This window comes from Cupriavidus sp. CP313 (assembly GCF_054072015.1).
On the sequence record NZ_JBSVZB010000023.1, the window covers coordinates 137,655 to 155,884 of the forward strand.

Genomic DNA, 18,230 nt, shown 5'->3' on the forward strand with positions numbered 1-18,230 from the left:
GCCGTCGAAGCACGGTTCCAGTTGGCCGGAGCACCCCCAGACGGGCCTGCCATTTTTACTGGTCATCGTATCGGAACTACGCCCCGTCACTGGGCCAAGGTGCATCAGAACCGGTGACGAACGCCCATCACCGCACCCACCTGGTCCTTACCAGGCTGTACGTTGAAGACGGCCGACGTGCCGCTGCCGCTGTTGAAGCCGTTGACGCCCAGTGCCGAGGTATCCTTGTTGAGCGCATAGGAAACTGACGCGTAGAGGTCAGTGCGCTTGCTGAGCATATAGTCACCGGTCAGCACGAACTGCCACGGGTCGGACCCGGTCTGCCGGAAGTCCTGATAATAAGCCGTGCCGGTCAGGGAGAACGCCTGCGTCAGCTTGTAGGCCAAGCCCAGCCAGTAGAGGTTCGAGCCGGCATTGGCAGCCTGTGCCCCCGGCAGCATGGCACCATCATAGGCCTTCGCCAAGCGGTAGCCCGCATAAGCCTTAGCATCACCCACCGCATATGTGCCAGCCACGGAAACGCGCCGCAGGACAGGCGCCTGGTTAGACGGCGTGCCGACGTGCGCATCATCATAGGCCACGCCCAGCGCGAAGGGGCCGAAGGCATAGTTGACGAACGCGCCGAAATTGCGGCCGAATACGTTGCTGCCGGCCACTTCGCTACCATTAGCCTGGAAGGAATAGAAGGCCTGTCCAGTCAGGCTTCCGAACTTGCCGACATACTTGATGGCATTGTCCGCGCGCGCGCCAAACTCCGGCGCAATCGAGAGGATGCCGTAGCGGTCGGCAATCGCATTGGGATCATAGATATTGCCGAATTCGCGCATGGCCGTCTGCTGCCGCCCGAATAGCAGTGAGCCATATTGGCTATCCAGCCCCACGTAGGCGCCGCGGCCGAACAGACGCCCGCTCTGGCCCGAATTACCGGTATCGATGTCAAAGCCGCTTTCCAGATGAAAGACCGCCTTCAGCCCGCTGCCCAGATCCTCCACACCCCGCAGACCCCAACGCGAGCCAGACTGATTCCCGGAAACCAGCCGCGTGACACCGTTACCGTCGCGCCCCGCATTATTGTTGAATTCGATACCAGCGTCGGCAATACCGAACAGCGTCACGGTGGAGTCGGCGTACACCGCATTGGCTGCGCCCGATATGGCAACTACCGCAAGAATTTTCTTCATCTGGCCTCCAATCAGTCTCATTTTCATCGTGAACGCCGCGCATGGAGAATATGGAGCAGAATTGCCAAGCAGTGTCCAGATAGCCCGCAACCGGCAGCCAATGCTTGCATGCTCGATTCACGCCGCCCATCGGCTCGGAACGAGCGTACACATCGACATGCGCAATCCGCGCCACATGCAATATGAAGGTGAATTGTATTTGCTTTGTATCCGAAACGAGCGGCTATTGAATGCTACTTTGTGCGAACGCCAACTAAATACACTGTGATACTTGTCTGCCCCGCGTATCCGGCACTGCACACTTGTCCAGGTGCATTACCCGACCAGCAGCCGCCCCGTCACCAGCAGGTAAAGCGTGCCCCAGCACACTGATTGGCAGGCTCGGTACCACGCTGCGCGGGAGCTGTTCGTGGTTCCGGTAAAGCTATCTTGCCCTCTGAGGCAAACGATGTAGCGCCAGCTATTCTTCGCGTTCCGCTGCGACAACGGCGAGCCGTTGCGCGTGACGTTCGCCCTGGACTGCTGTGACCGGGAAGCCATGAGCTGGGCTGCCACCTACCGGCGGCCATAGTGGCGAAGTGCTAGCTGCCGTCGAGCATCGCTTTGGCGAAGCCTGTGCGGTGACGTCGCAGACGCCACCGCACAGCCTGTGGGCCGTCAGACCAGCGTCAGGGTGACGTCAATATTGCCGCGGGTGGCATTCGAATAAGGGCAGACCTGGTGGGCTTGCTCGATCAGATTTTCGGCAGCCGCGCGTTCATAGCCCGGGATCGAGATCTTCAGTTCGACCTGGATGCCGAAGCCCTGGGGAATCTGGCCAATGCCGACCGCGCCTTCGATCGAGGTGTCCGCCGGCAAGGTAATCTTCTGTTGCCCGGCTACGTGCCGCATGGCACCGATAAAGCAAGCGGAGTAGCCCGCCGCAAACAATTGCTCGGGGTTCACGCCGTTGCCGACACCGCCCATTTCCTTGGGCAGCACGAGTTTGACATCGAGCAGGCCATCCGATGAGACCGCACGGCCATCGCGGCCTCCGGTTGCGGTCGCATAGGCGGTATGGAAGGCTTTCTCCAGTTTCACGATGTTCCCCTCAGTTGTCGACACAGATACTCAGGCGAGAAGCTCCAGCAGCTTGCGCGCCGCGGCCTCGGAGGACGCCGGATTCTGGCCGGTAATCAGGAGGCCATCCGTCAAGCGGGCAATCTCAGATGCCCGCTTGACGCTGTCTCAGCCCAGTTCGTATTTTTCGCGTACCAGCCCCCCTATCCCCATGCGATCGAGCACGGCCAGCGGGCACAGGAAGGTGACACGGACCGTCCCCGGAAGCCGGCTGATATCGATCGATCCCGTGATCGTGGCGCGATTAAGCACCTCATCGTAGGGAAGCCCGGTCGCATCAGCGGCACGTTGCAGGCCATTCTTGGTGGCGGCATTGAGATCCACGCCGCTGCCAATGAAAGTAACGGGTCCGGACTCTTCAATCTCGGACTGGCCCCAACACTCACCAAGCTCGCGGATCTTCTGCCGCTCCAGTTTTGTCAGCGGGCGTGCGAGCGGCGGCAGGTCCTCCACGTTCTGCAGCAGGATCGGCCCTTCAAGCGTCAGCCGCTTGATGACCTGCGCCGTCAGCTCCGTTTCCCCGGATACATCGGTGGCATGGCCCGCAATCTCGCCGTTACCCTGCTGCGCGTGCATATCCCCCAGGTACACCCCGGCGCCAGGCACCTTGACCGGGCAGATGACGATCGCGCCTTCGCGCACCGAGTTTGTGTCCATGTGGCCATCGGTCTTGGCAGCTTGCAGTGCCTGCGCGGTCATCGCGAATCGATGGGGCGCCCCCACCAGGTACTGCCCGAAGTCCGCACAGTTGTGCGAATCCGGCATGTCCAGTGCCGGCATGGTGCCGATATTGCCGAGGAACGGCCGCATGCGCGTGGCCACGCCGGGCATATCGGCGCGCGCCAGGGACAGGATGGAATGCTGGGCCGCCAACTCGGGCAGCGCCGACATCTCCGGTGCCTTGCCCGCCAGCCGGTTCGCAACCGCCTGGTTGACCGTCAGGCTAAGCTGGTTCTCGTGGTCCAGCACGATGACGTAGCCATGGCTGAAGCGGAAAGCGCTGACCTCGGCGCCGCAATGATCGCACCGGATCGCGTCGTCGCCGATGCCCTCGACATGGCTGGCGGGATGCTCGGTCCCGCATTCAGCACAGAACTTTGCGACAAACGGGTCGCCGTGATAGCGGCCTTCGACAAACTTCATCACACCCGATGATGTCGCGAACGAGGTCACCCGCATCCGGCGGATCTTCAGTGCAACCGCATCCCCGACTTCCGCTCCGGCAATGGCCACCGGCTGCGTGACCTCATGGCCGCCCTGGAACGACGGGGTAATCATCGGCCCCCAGCAGCCCGGCGGCGTACCGGCGACCAGCGTGCCGCCATCCGCCAGCGGTCCCAGCATCGGCTGGCTGGGTCCGATCACCCCCTGTGTATAGGTCTGGACGCCGATCCAGTCCACGGCTTCAGGGTGGGTATCAGGTTGAGAAGATTTGAGGGTCATGCTGTCTCCTGGAAAAAAGCAGTGCATTAGATCGGGCGCGCCGCCATTTGCCGCAGCAAACCAACCTGGTCAAGGCACCGGCAACGGCATCGGGAGGCTTCATGCGGCAGGCGGTGGCAGGCGCCGGCAATCTGGTAGTGGACGCGCGTCCCGGTGGACCGGGCATCCGCGGCAGTGCCGATGGTTGCCTGCACCTGCCGACACCAATCAGTCACGAATGGGTCACGACAGGTAGCCGGAGTTGCCAGCGGCCTCGGCCGCGCGCACGAAATGGGGCGCGGTCAGGATGCCGGCTCGGCAAAGCGGCGGGCGCCTTCGTAGTACGTATCCACCTTCCGCGCCGCGTCGGTATACGGATCGAAGGCACGTGCGCCTTCGCTGTATGGGTCACGTGCCTCTTGCAACGACCGAGCGCCATCGGTGTGTGGATCCCGCGCGGCAGGATGGGACATTGCGGCAGCCTGCGTGCCTGCGGCGGCGGCAGTCAGAGCGATGGCGAACACCAGGGGCCTGGCGATGTGGACACGCATGATCGAATTCCTTGAGCGCTACGTTGGACAAGAGGCAGTCGCGATGCAGCGCTGCCTGTCTACGGAACGTATTAAAGGGGATCGATGTATCTCGAGCGCAGCCCGCGATGGCCGCATTTGTCAGACTATGTATCGTTGCCCCGACCTGATACAAGCGCGTACAAAATGAGGGAGATACCCGTCAATGTGCCGCCGGCAATTGGTCGTTCCAGTTTTATGGCAAAGGTCGGTGTTCCCGCCGCTCTGTCGTCAGCCTCGAGGTGCCAGCGGACTACGCACTCTCCAATCGCACCGACATCCACGCTAAGGCGACGCAATCAGCCCGACTTCGATAGGAATAATCTCAGACTTAAATGTCATTGCACTCGAGAACAACGCCCTGCATCACTCCCTGACCTTTGCGAGTAGATCAGGCAGCGAAGCGGGTCCCCATGACGTTCCCGTGAAACCCAAATGTTCCGTTGAAGAATTTGCAAACTTGTCTTCGGCCTCCTAGGCTATAGAGCCATGAGGCCGACCAACGTCGCCCAGGGATGCGCGTGCTGTTCCTCGCTGTAGCGGGCATGTAGCAAGCCAGTTCAGCGTCATGCGTTGCAGGGAGAACCATGATGGCGACAACGGACGTGGCGCTGCCCGTCGGGACGATACTTGCCTATGCCGGACAGGTAACCGACAACAACGACCTGTTGCAGGTAGGATGGTCCCTCTGCAATGGCGAGGCACTTCAGGTTTCGCAGTACCCAGACTTATTCCAGGCGATAGGCACTGCAAACGGGGGAGATGGCATCTCGACCCTCAACCTGCCGGACTTGCGCGGCCGCTTCCCGCGCGGGCTCGATACGAGCGGGAATGTCGACAGGTACGCGGCCAGCCGCATCGCCCCGGCTGCCGGAGGGTCAAGTGGCGCGGTCGTCGGAACTGTCGAACCCTTCTACACGGCCAATGCGAGCGATGGCTTCCAGGCATCGGTCCCCAACGTGCCAACGACGTCGCATAACGCCTACGGGACCGACAACGCGACGATGCTGCTGGACGGTGGGGAGCAGACCTTCGCCTCACAAAATGGAGGCGATGGGGAAACCCGGCCTGTCAACGCCTACGTCAATTTCATCATCAAGATCGCCAGTGGCGCCGAGGCTCTGGTTGGGTCCGTAGTGCCCTACGCGGGCGACCTCCCGCGCTGCCCTACCCTCCAGAGCCTGTACCTCCTGTGCAACGGGGCGCTGGAGGATTGCGCGTCCTACGTCGAGCTATACAAGGCCATCGGGACAGCATGCGGCAGTACCGGCGCGTCGAACTTCAATCTGCCGAATTATTGCGGGCTCTTCCTGCGTGGCGTAGACGACGGGGCATCGCGCGACCCGCAGGCCGCCAGCCGCATGCCGATGGCGCCCGGTGGCGTGGGCGGCGATCAGGCAGGTTCGTGCCAGAGCTGGACGACCGGCCTGCCCGTCAACCCCTTCACGATCACCTTCAAGCTGGGCAACGAGCCGTTCGTGAGCGACCATTGCCTCGGCTTCGAAAATTCGGCGTGGAATCCCGGCAGCGTCAACGCTGACGTCACTGCCTCCGGTGGCGACGCGGAAACCCGGCCAGTCAATGTCTATGTCGACTTCTATGCCCTGCAGCAGACCCCGCCGGCGGGTACGGACGCCATTCCCGTGGGAGGCGTCATCGCTTTCGCGGGCCCCGGCGACGGGCCGAATTGCCCCGATGCCACGCAATGGATGCTTTGCAACGGGGCATCGCTCGCATCAGTCGACTATCCCGAACTCTACGCGGCCATCGCCAGCGACAACGGCGGTGACACGCAGACATTCAATGTCCCCGACTACCAGGGCTATTTCCTGCGCGGCCGCGACGGCACCGCACAGTTCGACCCTGATGTGGAGACCCGGACGGCTGCCGCGCCCGGCGGCCAGACCGGCAACCATGTCGGATCGCAGCAGGGCTTCGCCACGGGTAAGCCGCAGCAGCCCATCCAGGCCCCCGTCGCGCACCTTCCGCAGACGAACGCTCACACGGCCAAGGCGCTCGCGCACCACGAGGTCGCGAACTGGGGTCAGATCCTGACAGTGAAGGTCAGTGGCGGCGATCTCGAAACCTGCCCGGTGAACATCGCCGTCAACTTCTACATCAAGTGCGCCGCCTCGGCCTCCTGACCATCGCGACGTCACCGTTCACCCATTCCCCCTCCAATCATCCGGGCATCGGAACATCCGGGAGGCAGCACATCATGATTCGTACGTCTGATCTCTACTGCGCAACCTTCGACTACCCGATCAGCGCAGACGGAGCCACAATCGGTATCGCCCGCATGCGCTATGAGGTTCGCTACATCCAGGACATGCGCAACCTGGCGAGCGTGCGGACGTACCGCATCGAATGCACGCAGCGCGTGATCATCCCGAACTCGGGCGGATACAGCACCACGCCCGGAGCAGTGACCTCATTCGACAGCTACCCCGCCCTGCTGATGAGTTCAACGACGTTGACAGTCTCGACGGATGCCCAGGCGCGGCTCGTCAACTATGCGCCGAAGACGATGAACACGGCGATCATGACGTCGGTTAGCAACTCCACCGGCAGTTCGAACTCGTACTCCGCGCAGCGGACCTCGGGCTCGTCCGTGTCGCAGACGAATACCTATGGCGGGTCGGTGTCGATGGGCGTCTCCGGCGAGGATCCTACCGGCTCGGTTTCCGCCGATTACAGCCACTCGTCGACCACGGAGACGAGTTCCTCGCTCAGCCACGGCACGGACGTCGGCACGAACGCAGGGCGCGACCTCGGCGACCAGATCACGGTCAAGGACTGGGGCGCGTACGCCAATCTCGACAGCGGCGGGGTCACGCCGACGTGGGTCTGGGGCCAAGAGTATCCGTGGGACGTTATCCAGTACCGCAACTGTGACAGCAACAACGTTGTCGCCCTGCCGGACTTCGTCGTCGATCGGCTCTATGAAGATCCCGGCTCCACCAGTTCCCTCGTGTTCCCCCCAAGCCAGCTATCGCTGTTCGGGATCGACTTCACAATGAAGGCGCATTGGATGATCGACCTGCCCGCTGCCTTGACCGATCAGGTGGTGAACTTCGCGCACACACTGGGCTACATGGAGGGGTCGCACGGCAACTACATCCCGCAGACGGGCGCTGCCGTGCAGCAGGCGACGCTGGAACAGCGGGCGATCGAACCGTTCGGCCCGGCTTCGTCGTTCGACCTGACCCTGCTGGGCCTGGACCCTATCGTCGACGGCAGCGCGAAGAATGGCGCGGTGATCGGTTTCATCGCGCAGAAGTTCATCGTTGCGCCCAGCGGCGGGGCCGCCTTCAAGATCATCTCGGAGGCGAACAATCTCCAGGTTACGGGGTCGGGCTTTGACGACGTGATGTCGACTTCGTTTTCGGAGAATGGCCAGGCGACGCTGACCTTCAACTTCAAGGTCGTCGACACCATCCATGAATACGCGCTCTATTTCAAGCACTGGAACACCTCCGCCGTCGGATGCGCGATGTCGATCACCGTCAACGACAACGATCCGCTGGTGCGTCATGTCGACACGCAGGAGGGCGAAGGCGGCGACAACAACATGCTCGCCATCACGCTGCGCAACCGTGACTACTCGTCGATCGACTATCACGACTACCTGCAGCTCGGCATGAACACGATCGTCGTGACAATCACCCCGGACACGGCCAATGCCGGTGCCGGCTATTACCTCCGTGCGCTGGCCATCGGCGCGGCATGACCACGCAACACCGCAGTGCCGGGCCCTACGAATCCGCTGACTCACGACGCCCTCAACGAGAGGCTGCGGGCGGTCGGCAGCGCCATCGCAAAACGGACGCAAGAGCCGCCGAACGTCTTTTCGGTCGTCAATCCCACGGGCCACAGCGACGCCCGCCTCGACAAGGTCGTCGACCGGATCCTCCTCCACGGAGACTTCGACGATTTCGAGACGAAATACCGGAGGGTCTTCGACAAGCAGGATGAACTCGTCTCCACCTCGTCGGTGCGCGAGCTGCTAGCCGGGGTGATCGAGGAGCACAAGAAGAATCCGCTGTCGAGCGGCCGCATGAAGCAGGTCCGCGACATCTTCAGGCAGATTTCGCGGGTTCGCATCGCCACCATTCACTCCGGCTTAGCGACGAAGAAGCGACGCATGCAACACCCCACAAGCCGTCCCAAGGCGCATTTCGCCGATCCGTACGACACGATGAGCGAACATGCCGCACTAGATATCGAGCGCAAGAGCGAAGTCACCACGGCGATGGAGAACGCGCTGAAAGATCCGAAGGTGGACGCCTACACCGTTGCACTGGCAGGACTCCAACGGGGAATGGCCTACACCCTCAATGACTTTACCGCACCGATTACGGCACAAGACGTGCGCCCCTATGCATTGCGCGGCGGCGCGCCCATGTCGGTTCTCCACGCGCAGGCCAATGCCCGGGAGTCGATCAAGGACACTTTCGCCGATATCGGGGGCGACCAGGAGCCGGGTACTCAGACTTACGCGGACAATTGGGCGCAGCGCCCGGGAAAGAAGTTGCGATCGGTCAGTCCGCCGCGGAAGTAGCATTGGCTGTGCCGCGCGGCGGTTTCGGTGTGGGTTGCCGCCACACTTTCTTGGATCTTGGGGCCGCTTTCGGCCAGTTTCCGCCACTCATGATGTATTTCACGGACGGCCGCATGGGGCGGGAAGCGGACTCTTGGGCGGAGGCGGTGCGTCGGATCATGGTCGACGCTGGCTTCTGGATTCCAAGGAAGCTGTGCCCGGCCAAGATCCACCAGCCGCGCAATCGCCGGGCATCGGTGGCACATGGCTCGAGTCTCTATCAAATTCAGGGTGGGCCCGCCGCGTGAGCACCGAACACACCCTGCCCTTGACGAGGTAGTCACGCTAGGTGCGCACTGGTCTGAAGCCCGCGCGAAGCTCTTCGGCAAAGAGTGTCGGCTGCTCCCAGGCCGCAAAGTGACCACCCTTGTCGACCTTGTTGAAATAGACGAGATTGGGATACGCCCGCCCCGTCCAACTCCGCGGCGCCTGATATTGCTCGCCGGGGAACACGCTCACGGCCACCGGGATCTTGACGCCTTTGGCGTTAAAGAAGCCGCCCTTATATTCCCAGTAGAGACGAGACGCAGACACTCCAGTATTCGTCAGCCAGTACAGCGTAATGTTGTCGAGGATCTCGTCGCGCGTCAGTTCGCTGTTCGCGCTGCTGGTCCGCTGCAGAGCCGAGGCCACTGCCGCAGCCGGCTGGCCATCGGCATCGTTGTGGTCGAGGAGCCACGCGGCGAGGCCGACAGGTGAATCGGCAATGCCGTAGAGCGTTTGCGGACGCGATCCCATCAACCGGGCGTAGTTCACTTGCTTGAACGTCAGGGCGAGCTGCTCGAAGGCGCGTTTCTCCTCCGCTGACAGGCCGGCCGGCGCCGGGGCGCCGATCTGGAGCGCCTTGTCGACGTCGGCAGGAACCGTCGCGGGCATATTGGTGTGGATGCCGAGCAGTCCCTGAGGAGCCTGCAATCCCATTTGATCGACGACAAATGCACCCCAGTCGCCGCCCTGGGCGACGTAGCGAGTGTAGCCGAGGCGCTTCATCAACACTGCCCACGCCTTGGCCATGCGCTCGGGACCCCAGCCGGTGCTCGTCGGCTTGCCTGAAAACCCATAGCCGGGCATTGACGGAATCACCACGTGGAAAGCGTCCGATGCGCTCGCGCCATGGGCTGTGGGATTGGTCAACGGATCGATGATCTTCAGTTGCTCAATGATCGAGCCGGGCCATCCGTGGTTGACGATCAGCGGCAAGGCGTTTTCATGCTTCGAACGAACGTGAATGAAGTGAATGTTCAGCCCATCGATTTCAGTCATGAATTGCGGCAGCGCGTTCAGCTTCGCCTCGACCTTGCGCCAGTTGTATTCAGTCGCCCAATAGCGCGAGAGTGCCTGAATCGTCGCGAGTTGCACGCCTTGGGATTCATCCGAGACCGTTTCCCGCTCAGGCCAATTTGTTTCCCTGATGCGCCGACGCAATTCGACAAGCTTCGATTCCGGAAAATTCACATGAAACGGATGCACGGCAACCCCGTCACTGCCCGGACGTGGGGCACCTGTAGTCAGGGCATTTGCATGCTGTGAAAGATTGAAAAGTCCGAGCGATCCCGCAGTAATGCTTGCCGCCGCAGCTGCGGAAAAGCGACGGCGATTGAAGTTGGGCTCATCTTGCATAACAAATTCCTCGGCAAATGAATGGATTGAGGCGTCGTGATCGTCAGTGGCGTTATCCCACTGAGTACACAGCTTGTAAGTGGATTGGCTCGCCGTTTATCGGTTGATGCGATATCCGGAATGGGTCCGCCCTCGCTTCGTGGAGGACTTGCGGCAGGGGCTGTTGGATGCCCCGCGGCCTGAGCCGTTCGAGCGAGCCTTCGTCGCTGTCGCCCACGTCAGGCAGGAATGCGATACAGGGCGCAGAGCTTGTTGCCATCCGGATCGCGCACGTAGGCGAGATACAGCGGGCCCGCTTCGGTGATGCGTACACCAGGCGCATCCTCTACGGATTTGCCGCCGTTGGCGACCGCGACGGCATGCAGGGCATTTACCTGGTCCGTCGACTGGCAGGTGAAGCCAATGGTGCCGCCATTGGCGGGGGTGGCCGGCTGGCCATCGAGCGGCCGGGTCACGATCAACAAGCCATTGTCGGAGAGATAGACATAGTCGCCGATTGCTCGGAGCAGGCCTTTGCCATAGCCGAGCGTGCCCAGAACGGCATCGTAGAATTTCTTGGCTCTTTCCAGGTCGTTAGTGCCGACCACTACATGACTGAACATTACTGGGTCCTTCCTTGGGAAACAGGTTTGGCGCGGCCGGTTCGACGGTCAGAGCCGGCAAAGCGACCGCACGACATGCCACGATTTCATGGGCTGATCTCGTGAAGCACGTCTTCATCGGATATGTCTGCCTACCTCTCAGTGGGACTCCACATGTGCACCGTCGGTGTACGGATCGCGAGGGTCCTGCACGGAACGGGCGCCGTCGGTGTACGGGCCACCCGCGCCGGCATGGGACAGTCCGGCTGCCTGTGCCCCGGCAGCGGCGGTAACCAGGGCGATAGTGAGTACAAAGCGCTTGGCGATGTTGCTAGTCATGATCGATTTCCTTGAAGTCATTGAGTAAGAAGTCGCTTCTCGCAGTGGCGCCCCCTGCTTAAGACGGTCAGTGCGTGACGTCTCACGCATCGGTACGTCTTAGTGTAGCTATGAAAATCATAGTGTAAAGAAAAACAAGGCTTTGCGGTGATCTGCTCACAAACGGTAGTTGGCCGAAGCGGCGTCGCGGCTGCGAAAAGCAACGACAGACGACGACCGATGAAACTGCGGGAGATCAGTGGGTGGCGCCGACGATGGAAAAGGCAGAGACGGTATTCAGTGGCGGCGCGCTCGCTGTCGCCAAAGGAGCGTGCAAGGCGAAGAGGATTCGATACGGCTGCCCGGCAATAGCACGAGCGACACCACACCGGTAGTGCGGCGGACGACCCGCAGTGCGCGCATGCGCTGCGCGTGTTGGAGAGGCGGGTCGGGAAGCGTGAAGGTGGCGCGATCAGTCGAAGAGCGCCTCGGCCGAATGGCGACCTGGCAACCTCCTGACCGAGTGGAAAGCGTGCCAAGTCTCGGATATCAGAAATGAGCCGGGAACAGGCCGATTCGCTTCTGGACTTCCGTTCCCGCCAGACTGAGGCATGCTCTCAGTGGACAGGGGACATGGGTGTCTCGTGCCGCCGTTCGTGATTTCTCGTCATTTCCGCTTGAAGGAAGCACGTCGCGCTGCGCGTTCCGTCGCGAAATCGTTACCCATTGAAGCGTCCAGATCCTTGCGCTCCACCGGTTTCCCGCAGTGCGGGCAGATGCTGGCAAGCCCGACGTCGTGACCGCATTCGCGATGCACGAAATGCATCGCCAGTTCCTCGTCCTTCTTCTTGGCCCACGTTTCGCCCCAGGCGCGCAGCGCGTAGATCACCGGATAGAACGCCCACCCCTTGTCCGTCAGGCGGTATTCGTAGCGCAACGGCTTTTCGCTATACGGCTGGCGTTCGACCATGCCGTCCGCTTCAAGCGCCTTCAGCCGCGCGGTCATCATCTGTGGCGTAGCTTCGGTCTGGATCTGTATTTCCTCGAACCGCGTTGCGCCCATGTACAACTCCCGCAGTACAAGGATCGTCCAGCGGTCGCCCACCACATCCACCGAGCGCGCCACTGGGCACACCGTATCCGCCTTCTCATCCGTAGCAGACGCCACGATATCTCTCCAAGAGTAACTATCAATTTCATAGTAGCACCCTCCGAGCGTTGGCGCTTGTCGCGCCAGCTCGCGTGCAGGCCTTGTATTTCTTTACACTATGATTTTCATAGTTATACTGACCCGTACCGATGCGCGAGACGTCACGCATTCCGAACAAGGCAGTCCGGCGCCACTGCGACACGCGACCCCGGCCGCACATGTTTTCTGAATGGAGTACTGAAATGGCTAATCCTGTGTATCGCACGGAGCGAACCGGCCTACTGCTGGTGGACCCGTACAACGATTTCCTTTCCGATGGCGGCAAGCTGTTCCCGATGCTCAGGGACGTTGCCGACGACGTTCACCTGCTCGACAACCTGCGCGCATCGGTGGCGAGCGCACGCGAATCCGGCATCCAGGTCTTCTACGTTCCGCACCGCCGCTGGCAGCCCGGCGACTATGACAACTGGGACCATCCGAATCCGACGCAGCGTTTGATCCAGCAGCGCCATACCTTCGCCAAGGGTACGTGGGGCGGCGAATGGCATCCCGATTTCGTGCCGCAGGACGGCGACATCATCGTTCAGGAGCACTGGGGGCAAAGCGGCTTTGCCAATACCAATCTCGACTTCCAGCTCAAGCAGCAAGGTATTACCCACGTCATCGTCGTGGGCCTGCTGGCGAATACCTGCATTGAATCGACCGCGCGCTTCGCCATGGAGCTTGGCTATCACGTCACGCTCGTGCGCGATGCTACTGCTGCCTTCCTCAAGGAGATGATGCACGCCGCGCACCATCTGAACGGGCCGACGTTTGCCCATGAAATCCTGACAACGGCCGAGCTGGTTGCCGCCCTGACGGTCTCGTCGCAGGGGGACGCAGCATGAAGCTCACCGGCAATCTTCTGATCGGCGCGCAGGAAGTGGGCGCCAAGGCGGGCAGCATCCAAGCGCTGAATCCCGCGACCAACCTTGCGATCGCACCGGACTTCGCATTCGGCGGCATCGATGAAGTCGAGCGCGCGGCGCAACTGGCCGACGACGCATTTGACAGCTACAACGACACCAGCCTGGATGTGCGCGCCGCGTTCCTGGAACGCATTGCGGACGGACTCGACGCCATCGCACCGGCGCTGGCCCAACGCGCCGCGCTGGAAACCGGCTTGCCCGCCGCGCAGCTCGAAGGGGAAGCCGCAAAGGCCGCCACCCAGTTCCGGCAGTTCGCCACGGTCGTGCGTCAGGGACGCTTCCGACAGGCAACGATCGATCCCGCCCAGCCCGAGCGTCAACCTCGGCCACGCATGGATCACCGCATGCAGAAGATCGGCCTCGGTCCGATCGCGATCTTCGGGGCAAGCAATTTTCCGATCTCGTACTCAGTCGCGGGCGGCGACACGGCATCCGCGCTGGCAGCCGGCTGTCCCGTCATCCTGAAGGCTCACAACGCACATCCCGGCGCATCGGAAATCATGGGCCGCGTCATCCAGCAGGCCGTAAAGGACTCGGGCCTGCATGAAGGCGTGTTTTCCCTGGTGCGCGGCGATGGCAACGCGATCGGCGAAGCGCTGGTGGATCATCCGCTGGTTAAGGGCGTGACCTTCACAGGTTCCGAGGCGGGCGGTATGGCGCTATTCCGGCGCGCGCAGCAGCGTCCCGACCCAATCCCGGTCTTCACCGAGATGACCAGTGTCAATCCCACCTTTGTGCTGCCCATTGCGCTGTTCTCGCGTGGCCACGAGATTGGCGACGGCTTTGCGGAACGGATGCTGGTGAACGTGGGACAGGCCTGCCTGAAGCCCGCGATCCTGCTCGCCATCGATGGCCTTGGCTACCGCGAACTCAAGCAGGCAATGATCGCCCGCGTCAGCGCCATGCAAGCCCGCACCATGCTCACACCGGGCATCAATCTGGCATATCGCAAGAACGTGGAGCGACAGCAAGCCGCAGGCGCGGAAAAGATCGCGGCAGGTGCCACGCCAACTGGCGAGTGGGACGGCCAATCGTTCCTGTTTGAGGTTGACGGCGCACGCATGCTCGAAGAGCCAGCATTGCTCGATGAAGTCTTCGGCCCGACGGCACTGCTGGTACGCGTGACCGATGCCGAGCAACTGGTCGCGATCGCCAGGCGTTTCCGCGGCCAGCTTTCGGCGACGATGCATATTGAACGTCCCGATCATGCGCTGGCTGCACGGCTCTTGCCTGTCCTGCAACGCCGTACTGGCCGCATCGTCATCAATGCATTCGCGCATCCGCAGGAAGTGTCCTACGCATCGATTCACGGCGGCCCGTTTCCGGCCTCCTCCGATAGCCGTTTCACGTCGGTTGGAATGAGCGCGATCGAACGCTTCCTCCGTCCCGTGTGCTACCAGGGTTTCCCGGACGAACTGTTGCCCGAGGCACTACAGCACGACAACCCGCTCGGCCTCTGGCGGCTGACGGATGGCGAACTGTCGAACGCTTGATTCCGGCAGGAACCCGTGCGCGCCATCGCTGCGCGGGTGGAAATCCATCGTACGCAGAAAACTATTCTCACGCAGGAGATATCCATGCAATTCCTTGTTCTGGTTTCCTTCACCACCCCCACCCCAAGGATGCACCCACACAGGAAGAGCGCGAAGCCGAGTCGGAGGCCATCCGGCAGCTCTACCGCGATGGCATCGTCAGGCAGATCTGGCTGCGCGGCGATGGTGGCGCGTGCATCATCGCGGAAGGCGATGCCCCACAAACTCTGGGTGCCGTCTTCTCCACCCTGCCCCTGGTGAAATCCGGCTTCCTCCAGCCCCCGAGGGTCATTGCACTGAAGGCATATTCGGGGTTCGGGCCCAGGGCTGCGTCATGATGTTGGTGACACCTATGGCCTGTCGAACGGCCGTGACGGGTCGGGAAGCCACGGCCAACTCGCAACTTTGGTGCTCCTGTGAAATCAGGGACGCGCCGCTTGCCAACGTGCCAACGCTGTGCGCAGCAGAGAAGCGGACGCGGCCAACAGCACGAGGTCCTTCAGCAGGAACTGACCGATCGGCGCGGAGATCGCCGGGAACCCACCAGCAGTCGGCTCGGCCACGCCGGGGGTGGTGAGAAAGAACGTCAGCGTGATGGCGTACGTCGCGCATGACATGGCGGCACCAAGTACCGACGCCCCACGATGGAATGCACCGACGGCCAGCGTCGCCGCGGTGGACAGTTCCAGCAAGCCAATGACACCGCTGGCTCCACGCACACCGAATGCGTCGATGAGCCAACCCATGAAGGGGCTATTCTCAATGAACGGCGCAATACCCTGCGCTTCGTAGGCGGTGAACTTCATCCCGCCGAACCAGAGAAAGACAATGACCAGGGACCAGCGCAGCAGCGCTTCGTGGTTGTGGATGGCTTCGTTGGTCCGCGTTGTGGCAACGGAGGTGATGGGTTGCATGTTTACTCCTCAACAGATTTGGTGTGTGGCGGAGGAGCACGCCCTGGTGGCGCAGACCTCCTTTCCTGTCATTGCGACGATGCGCATGCGCGCATTCCGGCGCGGCCGGTTCCAGCCCTGCCAGAACCGGCGATTTCGAAAAATTTCTCGTTCCAGGGACGTATCAGGCGCATCCCTTACCGATATGAAGTCGCCCCATGGACTTCGGGACTATCCCCACGCGGGTAGGTGCGTTTGAGCGGCGTTCAGTCGCGGAACAGGTGCGTGGCATGCGTGACGGCACCGCCCGCCCGGATTGCCGCCGCCACAAGTGCGGCTTCCGCAAGTTGCTTATCGGTGGCGCCGGCATCGTGGGCGGCCTTGGTATGCAGGGCGATGCAATATGGGCACTGCGTGGTCAGCGCGACGGCCACCGCAATAATCTGCTTCTGCTGCACCGAAAGCGCGCCGTCAGCGAAAGCTGCATGGTCAAATTTAAGAAAGCTTTTCATCGCTTCAGGAGCGTTTTCGTCCAGCTTCTTCAAACGGGCAAGATCCTTCATATCGAACATCGAAAACTCCATCAAGGTTGGGATTGGAGTACGTATGATAGGAAGGGCAAGGTTCCAGGTGGTCTTAGTTTGGTTTCAATTCGTCCAATGATGGCATCCCCCCCTTCTGCACATCGTGTGCTCGAACATTTCCTTGCCACACTCGACATTGGTGTCACGCACATCACACGGTGCGACATTCGCGATGGCTGGAGCGTGCGTTTCGAAGCGTGTGAAACGGCCAGCCTCCACTACTGCCTGGACGGTCGCGGGACGCTCGACGCAGGCGATGGCCACCGCATCGCGTTACAGCCGCACAGTTTCGTCTTGATGCCGCCGGGCGTTTCCTACCGGCTGGAGTGCGAGCTCGAGTCGCCGGCCGTTTCGGTGAATCGGGCAAGGCTTGGCCCGTGGTCCGCGCACGAAACGGCGCCGACAGTGAAGGTGGGCGAGGCAGCATTGGGGGTTGAGATGGCATGTGGGGAGTTGCGCTTCGCGACGAGTAGCGCCGATCCCTTCAGGATGCTGCGGCGTCCAATCGTTACACGATTCGACGGGCCTGCGGGGCTGAAAGACCAGTTCGTCATGCTGTTGGCGGAATCCGCACAGCCCGGATTGGGCTCGAGGGTTTTGATCGAGGCATTGCTCAAGCAATGCCTGGTCATGCTGCTGCGGCGCCAGGTGGAGGACAATGACGCGGAGCTGTCGTGGACGGCGGCCGTTGCAGATCCCCGCCTGCTTCTCGCATTGGAGAAACTCTTTGAACATCCCGAAGCGCCGCTGTCGGTGCAACGCTTGGCCGATCTGGCCGGCATGAGCCGTTCAGCGTTCGCTTCGCACTTCGAACGAGCGTTCGGCCAGACGCCTATGGCCATGTTGCGAGCGGTTCGGCTGCACAAGGCCGCGGAGCTGCTGGCGACCACAACCCTGCAAATTTCCCAGGTGGCGCACGCCGTTGGTTTCTCCAGCCGCAGCAATTTCTCACAGGCGTTCCACAAACAGCATGCTGTGGACCCAAGCGGATTTCGGCAGCGGATGACATCTCGTCAGCGTGTGGGTGGCGACTGATTTCAACTGCTGATTCAACCGGTCGATGCAGCAGTGCCCCAATTCAGTCCCGCCAGAAACTAGAGTCTGCGGTTAATCACTGGGGCCTAGCGGGGCGGTAGTACCGCCGACGTCCGTCACTATGTCCCGATGTGCAGCGGCAAACTGTGCAGGCGTGAGCCAGCCCAGGGCTACTGCGCTGTCGTTGCTCGTTGTACTCATCGCGCCATATATAGCTTCCAGGAGGCTCATCTGATCGAAACGTTCCGCACTACAACGATCGCCTCTCGCAGAGCTTCGCTGATCGATCTGGCCGCAATCACGCCATTCACGGCCTTGCCTTTGGAAAGGTTCAGCGTCACCCGTCCCGTCTCAAAGTTAATGGGCCATCGATCCCGTACGAATCAATTGCCGGGCATCGGTGCCGGCAAATGCGGTAGTCAGCTACCGGCCAGTGACGGTCGTTGGCCTGCTGGTCCATCCGGACGCTCGAGCGTCGCTTCAACAATAAACAACGGACATTCGCGAGTCGACAGCACTTGTCGGTTCGTCGGCCATACCCGCCCTTCACGACTTTCCAACCGCGGGACTCCACGATGATCATCTCGGCTTCCTTCCCCGGATATTCGGGCAACGCTTCCTTGACCAGGGGCGTGACACTCGCCTCCGGCGCGGCGGC

The 18,230-nt window shown here is 61.7% G+C and carries 16 protein-coding genes and 3 pseudogenes; 7 read left to right on the top strand and 12 right to left on the bottom strand.

The window, feature by feature from the left end; all coding sequences use genetic code 11:
* Window positions 1–104: 104 nt before the first annotated feature.
* Complete coding sequence (locus ACW4E8_RS27560; protein WP_456807406.1) at window positions 105–1,181, bottom strand: porin; 1,077 nt, start codon at window positions 1,179–1,181, stop codon at window positions 105–107.
* 466 nt (window positions 1,182–1,647) lie between these two features.
* Between ACW4E8_RS27560 and ACW4E8_RS27565 the strand changes: the two are divergent.
* Window positions 1,648–1,813, top strand: a pseudogene (locus tag ACW4E8_RS27565) (IS3 family transposase); the annotation flags it as partial.
* Window positions 1,814–1,838: 25 nt separating this feature from the next.
* On the opposite strand, the gene ACW4E8_RS27570 reads toward ACW4E8_RS27565, so the two are convergent.
* The 4 genes and pseudogenes from ACW4E8_RS27570 to ACW4E8_RS27585 all read right to left on the bottom strand — a co-directional run bounded on the left by ACW4E8_RS27570 (window position 1,839) and on the right by ACW4E8_RS27585 (window position 4,273).
* Complete coding sequence (locus ACW4E8_RS27570) at window positions 1,839–2,261, bottom strand: organic hydroperoxide resistance protein (RefSeq protein ID WP_456807407.1); 423 nt, start codon at window positions 2,259–2,261, stop codon at window positions 1,839–1,841.
* Between the two features lie 30 nt (window positions 2,262–2,291).
* A pseudogene (locus ACW4E8_RS27575) lies at window positions 2,292–2,375 on the bottom strand (type 1 glutamine amidotransferase domain-containing protein); the annotation flags it as partial.
* A 33-nt stretch (window positions 2,376–2,408) separates the two neighbouring features.
* A complete protein-coding gene (locus ACW4E8_RS27580; RefSeq protein ID WP_456807408.1) occupies window positions 2,409–3,743 on the bottom strand; it encodes an acetamidase/formamidase family protein in 1,335 nt (444 codons plus the stop codon).
* Window positions 3,744–4,024: 281 nt separating this feature from the next.
* Window positions 4,025–4,273, bottom strand: a complete 249-nt coding sequence (locus ACW4E8_RS27585; protein ID WP_456807409.1) for a hydroxyquinol 1,2-dioxygenase — start codon at window positions 4,271–4,273, stop codon at window positions 4,025–4,027.
* 605 nt (window positions 4,274–4,878) lie between these two features.
* On the opposite strand from ACW4E8_RS27585, the gene ACW4E8_RS27590 reads away from it, so the two are divergent.
* From ACW4E8_RS27590 to ACW4E8_RS27600, 3 genes are all read left to right on the top strand, one after another.
* Window positions 4,879–6,435: a phage tail protein gene (locus tag ACW4E8_RS27590; RefSeq protein ID WP_456807410.1), complete on the top strand. Its 1,557-nt coding sequence runs from the start codon at window positions 4,879–4,881 to the stop codon at window positions 6,433–6,435.
* 74 nt (window positions 6,436–6,509) lie between these two features.
* Window positions 6,510–8,021 (top strand): hypothetical protein, encoded by a 1,512-nt coding sequence (locus ACW4E8_RS27595; protein WP_456807411.1) that lies wholly within the window; start codon window positions 6,510–6,512, stop codon window positions 8,019–8,021.
* Window positions 8,022–8,036: 15 nt separating this feature from the next.
* Entirely contained in the window at window positions 8,037–8,852 is an 816-nt protein-coding gene (locus tag ACW4E8_RS27600) for a hypothetical protein (protein ID WP_456807412.1), read from the top strand.
* A gap of 324 nt (window positions 8,853–9,176) precedes the next feature.
* Here ACW4E8_RS27600 and ACW4E8_RS27605 read toward each other — a convergent pair whose 3' ends face one another.
* The 4 genes from ACW4E8_RS27605 to ACW4E8_RS27620 all read right to left on the bottom strand — a co-directional run bounded on the left by ACW4E8_RS27605 (window position 9,177) and on the right by ACW4E8_RS27620 (window position 12,578).
* Window positions 9,177–10,511 carry an epoxide hydrolase family protein gene (locus tag ACW4E8_RS27605; RefSeq protein WP_456807413.1) on the bottom strand — a complete coding sequence of 445 codons (1,335 nt, stop codon included), beginning with the start codon at window positions 10,509–10,511 and terminating at the stop codon, window positions 9,177–9,179.
* A 218-nt stretch (window positions 10,512–10,729) separates the two neighbouring features.
* Window positions 10,730–11,113, bottom strand: coding sequence for a VOC family protein (locus ACW4E8_RS27610; RefSeq protein WP_456807414.1), 384 nt, complete (start codon window positions 11,111–11,113; stop codon window positions 10,730–10,732).
* A 138-nt stretch (window positions 11,114–11,251) separates the two neighbouring features.
* Window positions 11,252–11,431 (bottom strand): hypothetical protein, encoded by a 180-nt coding sequence (locus ACW4E8_RS27615; RefSeq protein WP_456807415.1) that lies wholly within the window; start codon window positions 11,429–11,431, stop codon window positions 11,252–11,254.
* Window positions 11,432–12,077: 646 nt separating this feature from the next.
* Entirely contained in the window at window positions 12,078–12,578 is a 501-nt protein-coding gene (locus ACW4E8_RS27620) for a winged helix-turn-helix transcriptional regulator (protein WP_456807416.1), read from the bottom strand.
* A 224-nt stretch (window positions 12,579–12,802) separates the two neighbouring features.
* Here ACW4E8_RS27620 and ACW4E8_RS27625 point away from each other — a divergent pair, with 224 nt between their 5' ends.
* The gene (locus ACW4E8_RS27625; RefSeq protein WP_456807417.1) at window positions 12,803–13,447 is read left to right on the top strand and encodes an isochorismatase family cysteine hydrolase; all 645 of its coding nucleotides are present in this window, start codon (window positions 12,803–12,805) and stop codon (window positions 13,445–13,447) included.
* Window positions 13,444–15,021 carry an aldehyde dehydrogenase (NADP(+)) gene (locus tag ACW4E8_RS27630; protein WP_456807418.1) on the top strand — a complete coding sequence of 526 codons (1,578 nt, stop codon included), beginning with the start codon at window positions 13,444–13,446 and terminating at the stop codon, window positions 15,019–15,021. Before ACW4E8_RS27625 ends, ACW4E8_RS27630 begins: the two co-directional genes overlap by 4 nt.
* A 461-nt stretch (window positions 15,022–15,482) precedes the next feature.
* On the opposite strand, the gene ACW4E8_RS27635 is transcribed toward ACW4E8_RS27630, so the two are convergent.
* Together ACW4E8_RS27635 and ACW4E8_RS27640 are read right to left on the bottom strand one after the other, a co-directional pair.
* On the bottom strand, window positions 15,483–15,974 hold the full coding sequence (locus ACW4E8_RS27635; RefSeq protein ID WP_456807419.1) for a YkgB family protein: 492 nt from the start codon (window positions 15,972–15,974) through the stop codon (window positions 15,483–15,485).
* 245 nt (window positions 15,975–16,219) lie between these two features.
* Entirely contained in the window at window positions 16,220–16,525 is a 306-nt protein-coding gene (locus tag ACW4E8_RS27640) for a carboxymuconolactone decarboxylase family protein (protein ID WP_456807420.1), read from the bottom strand.
* Window positions 16,526–16,642: 117 nt separating this feature from the next.
* Here ACW4E8_RS27640 and ACW4E8_RS27645 point away from each other — a divergent pair, with 117 nt between their 5' ends.
* Complete coding sequence (locus tag ACW4E8_RS27645) at window positions 16,643–17,572, top strand: helix-turn-helix domain-containing protein (protein WP_456807421.1); 930 nt, start codon at window positions 16,643–16,645, stop codon at window positions 17,570–17,572.
* Between the two features lie 337 nt (window positions 17,573–17,909).
* On the opposite strand, the pseudogene ACW4E8_RS27650 reads toward ACW4E8_RS27645, so the two are convergent.
* Window positions 17,910–18,230 (bottom strand): annotated as a pseudogene (locus ACW4E8_RS27650) (hypothetical protein); the annotation flags it as partial.